This is a genomic window from Herbaspirillum sp. DW155 (assembly GCF_037076565.1).
Lineage (GTDB): Bacteria > Pseudomonadota > Gammaproteobacteria > Burkholderiales > Burkholderiaceae_D > Herbaspirillum.
In genome coordinates, this window is record NZ_AP029028.1 from 2,942,618 (window position 1) to 2,956,895 (window position 14,278).

A 14,278-nucleotide genomic window follows, 5' to 3' on the forward strand; every position below is an offset into this window, starting at 1 on the left:
GCGTGAAGGTCAACCGCAGCCTGACGCAAGCGGAGGCGTTTGGGGCCAGACCGAAGTTCCTTGTGCCCGTCACGCAGTCACAGCAAGAGGTACCCACGACCGCTGCTGCGTCCAGCGCACCAGCGGTGTCCACTGCCCGCGCCCGACGTCCGGAGCAGTACAAGGGGCTCACGGTAGATCGGTCTCTCGCCGTGGCCGATGCAACCGCGAAATATCTGCAGCGCCGGTGATGGCAAGCTTCAGGGCCGGACTCTGCGCCACCTCCCGCTCAACTGAGATGCAGCGTCAGCAATTCCACCGGCAGACTGCCCAGGATCTCGGCCACGGCGATGCTGCCGCCACGCTCGCCGTCCGGCATGGCGCATTCTTCCAGTTCGCCCTGGCCGGTGGTGAGCACGCTGCGCCAGTGCCGCATGCCGCTGCCGCCGTGTGACAGTACCTGCGGCAGGCTGATACGGGTGTCGCCCCATGTTTCGTCAGACACCAGTGGCAGTGCTTCTTCGCGACCTCCCTCGAAGGACAGCAGATGGCCCGCCAGGCGCGTGCAGACCACCACGGTCGCATGCCAGTCACCCTCATCCTCCTGTTGGCCCGGCATCAGCCTGGCAAAGGCGATCACGTGGCGCCCCAGCTTGCCGTGCGTGCTCAGCGGCAGGTAACGGCCGCGTGCGAACAGGTCTGCATGCTCGCGCCGGTACTGCAGCACCGCATGGATCAATTGCTGCTTGGTGCCTCCGCTCTGCCAGTCGCGCAAGGACACCGGCCGGTTGACGGCATCGGCGAGGAGCCGCCCGCGCAGGGCGAAATCGACCGGTCGCCGGTTGTCCGGATCGACCATGCTCAAGTCCCACAACTCGCTGCCCTGGTAAAAATCGGGGACGCCCGGCGAGGTCAGCTTGAGCATGGCCTGCGACAGGCTGTTGACCGCGCCCAGCGGCGCCAGCCGGCGTACGAAGCCCGCCAGTTCGGTGAGGAAGGGATGATGATGCGGATCGAGCCCCGGATCACACAACAGCGCACGGGTGAACCGCTCGCAGGCGGCCTCATAGTCGGTCTGCGGCACCACCCAGTCACTGCGGCGCTTGGCTTCGCGCAGGGCCTTGCGCTGCCAGGCGATGACGCGCCCGGCCAGTTCGCCCAGGGCACGCAGATCATCGTCACCGGCTCGCGTGCCGTCCGGCCATGCACCGACCAGGGTCTGGTAGAGCATGCATTCGTCAACCGCATCGATGGCGTACTGTCCCTGCGCCGTGGCCGCCACGATGGGGGCGTTCAACTGATGCCAGTGACGCAGTACGGTGGCCCATTCCTCGGCGATCTCGGAGAGCGCGGCCAGGCGCATGCGGGCATCCTCGCCGCGCTTGTGGTCGTGGGTGCCGGTGGCCAGCAGGCTTGCCGGCGTCTGCCCGGCACGGCGCGCCGCCCGCTGGTGAAAATGTGCCACCGGGAGCGCCAGATGCGCGGGCTCGGCGCCGACCTCGTTGCGCGAGAGCAGACGGCCGTAGCGATAGAAGGCGGTGTCTTCCATCGACTTGGCCGTCAGCGGCGGCGTCAGTTGCTGGAAGCGCGCGATGGCCCGCAGCTGCAGGGCGCGCCGGTGCGCGTCGCGGCTGTCGAGCAGCAGGTCGCCGCCCAGCCAGCCTTCCACCACGTGCAGCGTGGCGTGGTCGGCCGCATGCAGGGTCGCCGCAGCCTGTTGTGCGGTGAGCGCCAGCAGTTCGCGTTCCTGCGCCGGCATGCCCTGCTCGCTGGCATAGGTGCGATAGACCGGAAAATGCACCAGCAACTCGGCCACCGCGCGGCGGATGGACATGAGGGTGATGTCGCGGGTCGGGGTCGCGCTGCGGGCGAGCTGATGCAGACAGAGCGTGAGCGCATTGAATTCAGCAGAGAAGTTGCGCACCAGGAAGCTGCGCCGCGCTTCTTGCACGATGGTCGGGAAATGGCACAGCTCGCCCGGTCCGTGACTTTGCAGCTGATCGGCGGTGGCCGGCAGTTCTGCCACGATGTCGCGCCACAGCTCGTCGAGGACCGGCTCGCCATCGCCATCGTGCAGGACGGCCGCGCACTGGTCCATGAACTCGTAGCCGGTGGTGCCGTCGAGCTGCCAGCCGGGAGGCAGTGTCTCCTCGCCAGCGAGGATCTTCTCGGCGATCAGGTAGGGTTCGTGCCCGGGCCGCAGGCCGCGCAGACGCTCACGCAGGCGTAGGCAATAGGTGGCGGGATCGGTGAGACCATCGATGTGGTCCAGCCGCAAGCCATCGATGATGCCCTCGGCATAGAGACGGAAGATCTCGGCATGCATGGCCTCGAAGACGTCTTCGCGTTCAACCCGCATGCCGACCAGTTCGCTCACCTCGAAGAAGCGGCGCCAGTTGATCTCGTCGGCCGCATTGCGCCAGTAGGCCAGGCGGTAGTGCTGGCGCTCCAGCAACTGGTGCATGGCGCTGCGGCCATGTGGCTGGCTGGCCGAGAAGGCGGCGAGCGCGGCGTCGATGTCGGCCAGTGCGTCGGGGTCGGCGGCGAGGGCCTGCAATTGCGCACCGGCTTCGGCTGCCAGACGGTCCTTGTCGGCATGCGCCGGATCGAGCGCGGCAAAGGCTGCGATCACCTCACCCAGGCGCGCACTGCCGGCCGTCTCCAGAACGGCGGCGTAATCCATCGGGCACAGCGGGAAGCGATTATCGTGGTGCGCCACCTGCAGCTCACCCAGCCCTGCGTCGAAACGCAGGACCAGCTCGCCGGCCTCGAGCGCCTCGGCATACGGCTGTCCAAGAAAAGGCAGCAACACCTTGCCGTTCAGTGCCGGATCGGGACTGTCCCAATGGATGTCGAACCACTCGGCGTAGCGGCTATGGCGGCCCCAGCGCAAGACGTCCTGCCACCAGGCATTGTGATGGCCGACCGCCATGTGGTTGGGCACGATGTCGATCACCAGGCCCATGCCGTACGCACGCAGACGCTGGTACAGATGGCGCAGTCCGGCTTCACCACCGAGTTCGGGATTGATGCGGGTGGCATCCACGACGTCATAGCCGTGCGTGGAACCCGGACGCGCCACCAGGATGGGCGAGAGGTAAAAGTGGCTGATGCCCAGACGATGGTAGTAATCCACTGTCTCGGCCGCCTGCCCGAAACGGAATTCACGATGCAATTGCAGCCGTGCGGTGGCGCGCGGGATGCCGCTGCGGGCGGAGGATGCAGGAGATACGGAAGATACGGAGGATACGGAAGGGGCTGCCATCAAATCTCCTTGGAGGGTCCGCCGCGCACGCGACGCAGGCGTTCCAGCCTGGCCTTGGCGGCATAGGCGGCAAAGAGCTGCGGCATGTCCTCCGGCAAGCGGCGGCGCCAGTTGGGGTGAGGCTCGGTCATGCCGGGCAGGTTAGGTTGCTGCGCGAGGCCGAGGATGTCTTCCACCGGCACCACGGCCAGCGGCGCGGGCGTGGCAGCGACGTATTCCAGCGCGGCATCGACGGCAATGGCGCAATCCTCCAGCGAGACCGGCAGCGTGGAGTCGTCCGCCGCCTCGGTCGCAGCGCAGGCCACTTCCGGCACGGGGCCGCTGGCCCAGCCGTACTGCACCAGGTTCTGCCAGAGCAGGCTGCGCTCCTGGCGGCGCTGCTCCAGCGCGGCCGGCAAGTCTTGCTCCAGTTGACCGAGGCGCTCACGCCAGGCCAGGTCAGCGCCGGACCACCAACCGGCAACGGTCGGCAAATCATGGGTGGTCGTCACGGCGATGGCCTGGCGCGACCAGGACGAGGGTGGCCGGAAACCTTTCTTGTCGCGCTCGAACCAGAGCACACGGATGCCCGACACGCCGGCCTCGTCCAGCACCGTATCGAAACCGGGCGGGACCGTGCCCAGGTCTTCGCCGATGACCACCGTGCGATGGCGCCAGGACTCCAGCGCGATCAGGCGCAGCATGTCCTGCTGCGGGTAGGCCACGTAGGCCCCGGCATCGGCCGAGCGCCCCTGCGGCACCAGCCACAGGCGGTTCAGGCCCAGCACATGATCGATGCGCACGCCGCCGCCCTGGGCGAAGGTGGCGCGCAACATGGCGAGATAGCCGCGATAGCCGGTGCGTCGCAACGCCAGCGGTGAAAAAGCACCCAGCCCCCAGTTCTGGCCCTGCGGGGCGAGCAGATCCGGTGGCGCGCCCACCGTCAGGCCGGCAGCGATCTCGTCCTGATGGCTCCAGGCCTGGCTGCCGCCGTTGTCGGCGCCGACGGCCAGATCAGCGATCAGACCAATGGACATCCCGGCCTCGCGCGCGCTCTGCTGGGCCTGCGCCAACTGGCGCGCGGCCTGCCATTGCAGGAACAGGTGGAAATCGATTTCGCCCGCATGCTCGGCCGCGAAGGCCCGCATCTCGGGCGACTCCGGATGGCGGCCGGCCTCGCCCCACTGGCGCCAGTCGCAACAGCCCGGATCGCCCTGACTGCTCAGATGGTGGCTGTACGCCTCGAACAAGGCATGGGCACGCAAGGCCGGGCCGCCTTCCGTCTGAAAGGCCGCGAACGACGCCAGTAGCGCCGCATCACCCGCGTGTTCCGTGCGGAACAGGGCATACAGGCGACGCAGCAGGGTCATGCGATGCGCCCCCGCACGCGCCCAGTCCACCAGGCTGGCCTGTTGCAGGCGCTCATGGGCGGCGATCATTTCGGAGCCGCCCTCGGCCAGCACCTGGGCCTGGGCATCGGCGCCAAGAATGCCGGCCGGGTCGATCAGGAAAGGATTGAGAAACAGCCGGCTAGAGGGCGAATAAGGACTGCTGCGCCCCGGATCGGCGGCAAACATCGCATGCACCGGCGACATCGCCAGGCCCGCTGCGCCATACTCCGCCACCATCGGTGCGAGGGCCGCCAGCGCGCCGAAATGACCGATGCCGCCATCACCGTAGAGCTTGCGCGCTGGCCTGAGGCTGTCGCTGCGCAGACCGTAGACTTGCGCGGCCAGTGCCCAGCCGCGCTCGCAGCCTTGCCCGGCCAGGGCGTCGGCAATGGTGTAGCAGCGCGGCGGCGCGATGGCCAGGGTCAGGATGTGGCCGGCCACCAGCAGGCGGTGATAGCCCGGCACATCGATGGCCGGCAAGGTCGGCGGCCGGGTGAGGTCGGACGAAATCAGCAGCGTCAGGCGCGCGCCGTTGTCCAGCTCGACGCGGCAGGACAAGCCATGCAGGCGCGAGTGGGCCGGCAGTTGCACCGGCTGGTGCTGCACACCGGTGAGCAGTGGCGGCAGGTAACCCACCGCATGCTCGCGGTCAAGCCGGGCCAGGCTGGCGCGGCAGTCTTCGGCACTGTCGCAGGGCAGGCCCAGTGCGGCCAGGATGGCGCGCAGGGCATCGTCCTGCACCACTTGAGCTTGGTCATAGGCGTCAATCCAGTGGACGGCGATGCCGGCGCGTTCTGCCAAACGATATAAATCGTTTTCCGCCGAAGGCACGCTCATCGGCGCAGTCTTGCCGGCACGCTGGCGCAGGGCGGCGTTCATGCGGTCCTCCCCGTTTCGGTGGCGGCCGTTTGCGGCTCCCGCAGGGCCAGGATGGCATGGCCGGGGAAGCTCCCGGTCGCCAGCGCATCGAGTGCGCCACCGCTGTCGAAGAGCACGTCCGCACCGGCCGGCTGGGCCAGGTCGTCCAGTGCCTCCTGCAGGGGTGCCTCATCGAGATTGAGCGTGATGTTGAGCACGCTGCCATTGCCCAGCTGCCAGCGTGCATGCACGGCCTTGGGGCCGATGGCGCGGGCGTCAAGTGCCCGGGCGCCGCGCAGGTAAGGCGCAATATGCAGCTTGCGGATGTGCAGCAGTTCGGCCACACGGCGCAGGCAGGCCGCCGAACCGGGGGCCGGTCCGGGCTCAGGAATGGACGAAACGAAGGTGGCAAAACTGTTGGGGTCGGGAATCTGTTCCAGCAACTTGGGATCGGCAAATTGCGGGAAGCGCGCGAACTCGCGGCGGCGCCCTTCCCGCACTGCTTTCACCAGTTCCTCATCGCGATGACTGGTGAAATACAGGAAAGGCTGTACCGCACAGAATTCCTCGCCCATGAACAGCATCGGCACTTGCGGCGCCAGCAGGATCAGCGCCTGCGCCGCATGCTGGGCCAGCGGATGGGCCAGCACCGTGAGACGTTCGCCGAAGGCGCGATTGCCGATCTGGTCGTGGTTCTGCAGGAAGTTGACGAAGGACGTCGGTGGCAAACCGGCGCTGGGTTCGCCCCGCGGCTCACCCGAATACGGCGAGACCTCGCCCTGATAGACGAAGCCCTGCTGCAGGCAGCGCGCCAGCTTCTCGGCCGGCGCCTCGGCGTAGGCGCTGTAGTAACCGCTCTCCTCACCGGTCAGCAATACGTGCAGGACGTGATGCGCATCATCGTTCCATTGCGCATCGTAGACGTGGCTGGAACGCTCGCGCACCTGTCCGACTTCGGCCACCTCTGCCTCGGCTTCGACGGCGGCGGTGTAGCCCAGCAGATGAGCGGCGTTGCCGTCATGCTCCAGCACCAGATGGACATGCCGTTCGCTGCCGATCTCAGCGCGGATGCGCTGCCCCAGTGCGACCAGCCAGTCCTGTTCGCAGATGGCGTGGACCGCATCCAGACGCAGACCGTCGAAACGATATTCCTGCAGCCAGTAAAGCGCATTCTGGGTGAAGAAATCCGCGACCTCGGGACGGCGGAAATCGATGGTGGCGCCCCACAGGGTGTTCATGTCGTGACGGAAGAATTGCGGCGCATAGCTGTGCAGGTAATTGCCGTCCGGGCCGAAGTGGTTGTAGACCACATCGAGGAAGACCATCATGCCCAGCCCGTGGGCCGTATCGATGAGTGCCTTGAGCTGGTCCGGGGTGCCATAGCTGGCATCAGGCGCGAACGGCAGCACGCCGTCGTAACCCCAGTTGTGGGCGCCGGGGAATTCGGCCACCGGCATCAGTTCGATGGCGGTGATGCCCAGCTCGGCCAGTTCGGCCAGGCGCTGCTGGATGCCGGCAAAGCCGCCCAAGGCGCCCGGATGCAATTCGTAGAGCACGGTGTCTTCCCACGGGCGGCCCTGCCATTGCGGGTACTGCCACAGGAAGGATCGCCCGTCCACCACCACGCTGGGATCGAAGACGTCACCAGCCTGCCCGCGCGAGGCCGGGTCCGGCGCGATGACCTCGCCCTGTTCCCGGGTCTGGAAGACATAGCGGTACAGCGTGCCGGGTTCGCAGTCGGTTTCCAGCGCGTACCAGGCCGGCGAGTCGGCATCCTCGGCCCTCATCGGTAGCCGGCCGCGTCCGGTGATCTCCACCTCCACGGCCTCGGCACCGGGTGCCCAGACGCGAAAGCGCACCCGGCCGGGCGCGGTCACCTGGGCGCCAAAGGGCAGGTTCACGGAAAAGCGGGCCGTCATGCGCGTTCTCCCCATTCGTTGCGTTGTATCCATTCATTGGCAGCCAGCGGATAGATGGCCGAGGACAGGTGCAGCGGCCGGTTGGCAAACACCTGCAGCGTGTGGGCCTGGACCTGCACGGTGGCGCTGCCATCCACCCTGGTCTGGCTGCCCTCTTCTTCCGGCATGCCGGTGGGCTGCGCACAGTCGAGCAGGAGGAAGTACTCCCCTTCGGTACGGGGGAAGTTGAACTCGATGGGCTCGTGACCCGCGTTGACGAAGATCATCAGCACGTCAGGCGGGACTTCCTGCGCCTCGCCCGGACCATCGGCGCCCGCCGCATTAGCCGCATCGTGCAGACGCGAACTCAGTTGCTTGTGCGGCTCCAGCCGCTTGCCCGCCAGTTGCAGGGTGATGGCGCGCGCCACCGGGTTGTTCCAGTCTTCGCTGGAGACCGGCTGGGCCGCTTCGTCGAACCAGGCGACATCGGGCAAGCCATCGGCCACCATCTGGCTGCCGTGCAGGAAATAGCTGGCGCGCAGCACCTCGAAGTCGCGCCGGATCGCCGTCACGCGACCCACAAAGGCGGTCAGCGCCGCGCCTTCGGGGGAACGGGCCTGCTCCCAGTTGATCCAGGAAATCTCGTTGTCCTGGCAGTAGGCATTGTTGTTGCCGCCCTGGCTGCGATGGAATTCGTCCCCGGCCAGCAGCATGGGAGTGCCCTGCGCCAAGAGCGTAGAGGCCAGCATGGAACGCTGCACACAGGCGCGGGTGGCCTGGATGTCGGGATCATCGGTCTCGCCTTCGGCGCCCCAGTTGTAGCTGGCGTTGTCGTTGTGGCCGTCGTTGTTGTTCTCGCCGTTGGCCTCGTTGTGCTTGCCGTTGTAGCTGACCAGATCACGCAGGGTGAAACCGTCATGCGAGGCGATGAAGTTGACGCTGGCCCAGGGCTTGCGGCGGTTGTGCTCGAACAGTTCGGCCGAACCCAGCATGCGCTGGGCGAAACCACCACGCATGGCTTCGTCACCCTTCCAGAACTTGCGCATGTCGTCGCGGAACTTGTCGTTCCATTCGCCGAAGCGCGCGGGATGGTTGCCAAGCTGGTATCCGCCGGGGCCGATGTCCCAGGGTTCGGAGATGAGCTTCAGGCGCGACAGCACAGGATCCTGCAGCAGCGCATCGAAGAAGCCCGAACCCGGATCGAAGCCATGTGGCTCGCGCCCCAGCGTCGAACCCAGATCGAAACGGAAGCCGTCGATGTGGAAGGATTGCGCCCAGTAGCGCAGTGAATCCAGCACCATCTGCAGCACGCGCGGATGCGACAGGTTCAGCGTATTGCCGCAGCCGGTGTCGTTGATGTGGTAACGCTCCTGGCCCGGCAGCAGGCGGAAGTAGCTGGCATTGTCGAGGCCACGGAAGGACATCGTGGGACCGAGTTCGCTGCCGCAGCTGGTGTGGTTGTAGACCACATCGAGGATCACCTCGATGCCGGCGCTGTGCAGGCGGCGCACCGCCATGCGCAGTTCGTTGGGATCGCCCGTGGACATGTAGGAAGGCTCGGGCGCGAAATAGGCGAGCGTGCTGTAGCCCCAGTAATTGGAGAGGCCGCGTTCAATGAGGAAGCTGTCCTGCAGAAACGCATGCACCGGCATCAGCTCCAGGGTGGTCACGCCCAGGCGCAGCAAGTGGTCGATGAAGGCCGGGTCGGACAAGGCGGCGAAGGTGCCGCGCTCATGCGGCAGCAGGTCTTCGCGCATTTTGGAGATGCCTCTGACGTGGGCTTCGTAGATGACGGTCTTGTTCCAGGGCACCTGCGGCAGGCGGTCATGTTCCCACACGAAGGCGTCATCGGTGACCATGGCCTTGGGCATGGCGGCGGCGCTGTCGCGGCGGTCGAAGGACAGGTCGGCGCGCGCCGAGTGCAGGCGGTAACCGTAGAGCGCATCGGTCCAGCGCACCTGGCCGACCAGACGCCTGGCGTAAGGATCCAGCAGCAACTTGTTGGGATTGAAGCGATGGCCCTTGGTGGGCTCGTAGGGACCGTGGACGCGGAAGCCGTAAACCAGGCCCGGGGCGGCGCCGGGCAGATAGCCGTGCCACACTTCGTCGGTGCATTCGGGCAGGGTGATGCGCTTGAGTTCGCGCTTGCCGGACGGGTCGAACAGGCAGAGGTCCATGCGGGTGGCATTGGCCGAGAACACCGCGAAATTGACCCCGAGACCATCGGAGCTGGCGCCCAGCGGATAAGGCAGGCCTGGCAGCAGGCGATCAGGAAAGGCGACGCTCATTGTTGGGACTCTCTACGCAGGATCAGGGTGGACAGCGGCGGCAGGTTCAGTTCGATGGAAGTCGGGTGGCCGTGCCAGCCAAACTCCTGTACCTCGACCTGACCCATGTTGCCGCTGTTGCTGCCGCCATAGACGGCGGCATCGGTGTTGAGCACTTCGCGCCAGACGCCGTGATGACCGGGGTCAATCGGCGGCACGCCGATGCGGTAACCGGTGCGCGGCACCGGCGTCAGGTTGACCACGATCAGCACCGGTGGTCCCTCATCGGCATAGCGGAAATACGCCAGCACGCTGTTGACGCTATCGTCGCCCACCGCCCAGGAGAAACCGTCGGCGCGGCAATCGCGCTGGTGCAAGGCCGGTTCGCTGCGATAGAGATGGTTGAGGTCGCTGACCAGCTGGCGCAACTGGCGGTGGCCGGCGGGATGGCCGCCGTGCTCGTCGAGCAGGTGCCAGTAAGGCGACTTGTCGTGATCGAATTCGTCAGGCTGGCCGAACTCGCTGCCCATGAACAGCAGCTTCTTGCCGGGATGGGTCCACATGAATCCGTAATAGGCCCGCAGGTTGGCAAAGCGCCGCCATTCGTCGCCGGGCATCTTGTTCAACAGGGCGCGCTTGCCGTGGACCACCTCATCGTGCGATATCGGCAAGATGAAGTTTTCCGAGAATCCATATAACAAACCGAATGTCATATCGTGATGGTGATAACGACGGAACAGCGGGTCATGCTGCATGTAGCGCAGGGTGTCGTTCATCCAGCCCATGTTCCACTTGTAGCTGAAGCCGAGGCCATGATGATCGGCTTCATTCCTGACTTCCGACGTCACACCCGGCCAGGAGGTCGATTCCTCGGCGATCATCAGCACGCCCGGGCAGCGCTGCGCCACCACGGTATTGAGTTCGCGCAGGAAGGCCACGGCCTCCAGGTTTTCGCGCCCGCCGTGGATGTTGGGCACCCATTCGCCGGACTTGCGGCTGTAGTCGCGGTAGAGCATCGAGGCCACCGCATCCACGCGCAGGCCGTCGACGTGGAAATGCTCGATCCACTCCAGCGCGCTGGCGATGAGGAAGCCGCGCACTTCATTGCGGCCGAGGTTGAAGATCAGCGTATTCCAGTCCTGATGGAATCCCTCGCGCGGGTCGGCATGTTCGTACAAGGCAGTGCCGTCGAACTGCGCCAGACCATGCTGGTCGCTGGGGAAATGCGCCGGCACCCAGTCCAGCAGCACGCCGATGCCGGCCTGGTGGCAGCGGTCGACGAAGGCGGCGAAGCGCTCCGGCTTGCCGAAGCGGGCACTGGGCGCAAACATGCTGATGGGTTGGTAGCCCCAGGAGCCGCCGAAGGGGTGCTCCATCACCGGCATCAGTTCGATATGGGTAAAGCCCATGCCGGCCACGTAAGGAATCAACTGGTCGGCCAGTTCATCCCAGCTCAGGTTGCGGTGAGCCTGTTCCGGCACGCGGCGCCAGGAAGCGGGATGCAGTTCGTAGATAGACATCGGCGCCGACAACGACTGGCGCTGCGCACGCTCGGCCATCCACTGCTGGTCTTGCCAGAGATAGGGCCGCGCATCGGCCACCACCGAGGCCGTGGCGGGCGGCACTTCGGTGGCGCGCGCCACCGGGTCGGCCTTGAGCGGCAGCAGCACACCGTCGCGGCCGAGGATCTCGTATTTGTAGACGTCGCCGGGACCGATGCGCGGGATGAACAGCTCCCACACGCCCGCTTCATGACGCAGGTGCATGACGTGGCGGCGCCCGTCCCACTGGTTGAAGTCACCCACCACCGAGACGCGCTCGGCATTGGGCGCCCACACTGCAAAGCGGGTGCCGGGTACGCCATCGATCTCCATGGGACGTGCGCCCAGGCAATCGGCCAGCTGGCGGTGACGGCCTTCCTGCAGCAGATGCAGGTCGAGTTCGCCGAGCAGCAGGCCGAAGGCGTACGGATCTTCGGTGCTTTGTACGCTGCGCTGGCCATCCGGGATCAGCCAGTCCACTTCCAGCACATACGGCACCTGATGGCGGCGCTGGTCCAGGCCGGTAGCCAGGCCACTGAAGAAGCCGCTGGGCTGTCCATGCAGATCAAATTGCTGCAGCTCGCCCAGCAGTGCAGCGCTGTGGCGGCAGCGCACGCGCACGGCCGCCGCGCCGGGATGGAAGGTGCGGATGGCACAGAGGCCACCGGGCTGGCTGGCATAGCGCGGACCGAGCAGGCTGAAGGGCTGGCTCAGGCGGCCGGCCAGCAAGGCTTCCAAGAGGCCCTGCTCGTCAAAGGAAAGGGTCAAGGCGGTTTGTTCCAAGGGATGAGGGCAATGAGAGGGGGGCGCGGAGCTGGCGTCCGAAGACGCCTCCATCGGCCCGGTCGGAGCCCTGTACGCCGTGACAGACATGCCGGACATGCACACTCCTGTTGTTGTTATCGGGGTTGATCGAAACATCGCAAAACAGCCAGATCAAAACGGCGCGCAGAGGGCGGCGCGCCGGCAAACACCTCCCCTGCCCTGTCCGGCCGGACAGGGTGAGGATGGGTTCGGAAATCAATTGGGCGCGCAGCCGCGCCCGGCGCGCGCTTCAGGCAGCGGCCACCGCAGCCGGCACGCCCACTACGCCTGCCAGCGCAGCAGCGATGGCAGCGGCCGGACTGGGGATGCGCTCATGCTGTGCGTGAGCGCGCGCCTGGGCTGCAGGACGCTCGACGGGGACCGGACGCGGCACGAACAGCGGACGCACCGCCATGTCAGCCACATGCGCATAGGCCTCGATGTAGGCGCGGGTCGGACCGGCCCAGTCGCAGTCGATGCTCATGGCATTGCGCTGCAGGCTCTGCCAGCGTTCGCTGTCGTTGTAGAGCGCGAAGGCGCGTGCGACAGCGTGCTGCATGTCGGCCGCAGTCTCGCCCTCGAAGAGCACACCGGTAGCGTGTTGCGGGTCGAGATCGACATCGCACACCGTATCGACCAGCCCGCCTACGCGCGAGCCGATGGGGATGGTGCCATAACGCATCGCATACAACGGCGTCAGGCCGAAGGGTTCGAAGCGGGTCGGATGCAGCAGCATGTCGCTGCCCCCGTGCAGCGCATGGGCGCGGCGTTCGTCGTAGCCGATGTGCACCGCGATGCGACCGCGATAGCGCTGCGCCAGATCAAGGAAGGCGGCTTCGTAATGGTGGTCGCCGCAACCCAGCACCACCACCTGCAGGCGCGGATGGCGCGCCATGATGCCAGGCAGTGCCTCGATCACGACATCGGCCATCTTCTGGTGCGAGATGCGCGACCCCAGCCCCATGACCGGCGCAAACGGATCAACCGGCAGGCCGAAGAGCTTCTGCAGGTCGCGCTTGCAGGCCGCCTTGCCCTTCATGTTGCCCACGCTGAAGCGGCGGGCGATGAGCGGGTCGTCAGCCGGATTCCACAGGTCGGCATCGATGGCATTGGGGATGGCGCGCAGATCGAGCTTGCGGAAGGACAAAATGCCGTCCATGCCGCAGCCGAAGCGCGGCGTCATGATCTCGTGCGCATAGTTGCGGCTGACGGTGGAGACGCAATCGGAGAAGCGGATACCGGCCTTGAGGAAGGACAGCTTGCCCCAGTATTCCACGCCGTCGCCGGTCAGCAGATGCTGGGGGATGCCGATCTGCTCAGCCGATTCCAGCGCGAAATTGCCCTGGAAGGCGAGATTGTGGATGGTCAGCATGGTGCCGACGTGATCCAGCCCGCGCAGTTTCAGGAGGCAGGGAATCAGACTGGCGTGCCAGTCGTTGGCATGCACCACGTGCGGCACAGGCAGGCTGGTTTCACCGGCGCAGATGGCCACGGCGGCGTGCGACAGGTCGGCAAAGCACAGCGCGTTGTCGTTGAACTCCACGCCCTCGCTGTCGAGATAGGGATTGGCGCCGCGCTGGCGGAACCGTGCCGTATCCAGCAGCAGGGCCGGCACGTCGGTGCCGGGAATGATGCCGCGCAGGAGGCGGCCGGCGCCGCCGGGCAGACCGTGTTTCAGGCCGATCTGTACCGTGTCGCCGAGATTGCGGACCGCCTCCGGATAGGCGGGCATGAGGATGCTGGCATCGATGCCGACTTTGCGCAGCGATACCGCCAACGCGGTAATCACGTCGGCCAGGCCACCGGTCTTGACGAGCGGTACAGCCTCTGAGCTGACTAACAGAACTCGAGCTTGCAAGATGGACCCCTAAATGTGTGAAAGCACCTGAGATGGAAAGCACCCTTGGCTCGTCGCATCGTGTTGGTCATCGTCCCGGGCGTGGCTTGATCCGGAGGCCGGGGCGACAACGCGTGTCCTTCTTGTTGTGTTGGATGGACTGTCTTTTGAGCGCCGATGATTGACGTTATACGGACCGCGACAGGCGCTCACTATCGGACAGCGGCCTGAGATGGCGTAGGATGAATCCTACTGTTGCAGCGCGGCGAAACGGCCCGCACGCGACACGCGAAAAATGCGCGGCCGGGACAGGGATCTGTCGCACTGTCATCGTCGATCACGGAAGAGCTGGCTGCGCTGCATCGCCAGATACGCTGGGGAAAATTGCTAAATGATTTCGCAGCAAAGACTGCGGAAGAATGTCCCGAACCTTCGTTCAAGAGCTGATTGCGAAGAGCC

The 14,278-nt window shown here is 66.0% G+C and carries 6 protein-coding genes; all 6 read right to left on the minus strand.

Translation table 11 applies throughout. From position 1 onward, the window contains the following. Positions 1-268: 268 nt before the first annotated feature. The 6 genes from treY to glgA all read right to left on the minus strand — a co-directional run bounded on the left by treY (position 269) and on the right by glgA (position 13,840). Positions 269-3,244: a malto-oligosyltrehalose synthase gene (gene treY / locus AACH55_RS13495; protein ID WP_338715044.1), complete on the minus strand. Its 2,976-nt coding sequence runs from the start codon at positions 3,242-3,244 to the stop codon at positions 269-271. Further along, positions 3,244-5,493: a 4-alpha-glucanotransferase gene (malQ, locus tag AACH55_RS13500; protein WP_338715045.1), complete on the minus strand. Its 2,250-nt coding sequence runs from the start codon at positions 5,491-5,493 to the stop codon at positions 3,244-3,246. Before malQ ends, treY begins: the two co-directional genes overlap by 1 nt. Next, on the minus strand, positions 5,490-7,391 hold the full coding sequence (gene treZ, locus AACH55_RS13505; protein WP_338715046.1) for a malto-oligosyltrehalose trehalohydrolase: 1,902 nt from the start codon (positions 7,389-7,391) through the stop codon (positions 5,490-5,492). The genes malQ and treZ overlap by 4 nt, the downstream gene beginning before the upstream one ends. Next, the gene (glgX, locus tag AACH55_RS13510; RefSeq protein WP_338715047.1) at positions 7,388-9,658 is read right to left on the minus strand and encodes a glycogen debranching protein GlgX; all 2,271 of its coding nucleotides are present in this window, start codon (positions 9,656-9,658) and stop codon (positions 7,388-7,390) included. Before glgX ends, treZ begins: the two co-directional genes overlap by 4 nt. Further along, on the minus strand, positions 9,655-12,060 hold the full coding sequence (gene glgB / locus AACH55_RS13515) for a 1,4-alpha-glucan branching protein GlgB (RefSeq protein WP_338715049.1): 2,406 nt from the start codon (positions 12,058-12,060) through the stop codon (positions 9,655-9,657). The genes glgX and glgB overlap by 4 nt, the downstream gene beginning before the upstream one ends. A 172-nt stretch (positions 12,061-12,232) precedes the next feature. Further along, entirely contained in the window at positions 12,233-13,840 is a 1,608-nt protein-coding gene (gene glgA / locus AACH55_RS13520; RefSeq protein ID WP_338715050.1) for a glycogen synthase GlgA, read from the minus strand. Between the last annotated feature and the right edge of the window lie 438 nt (positions 13,841-14,278).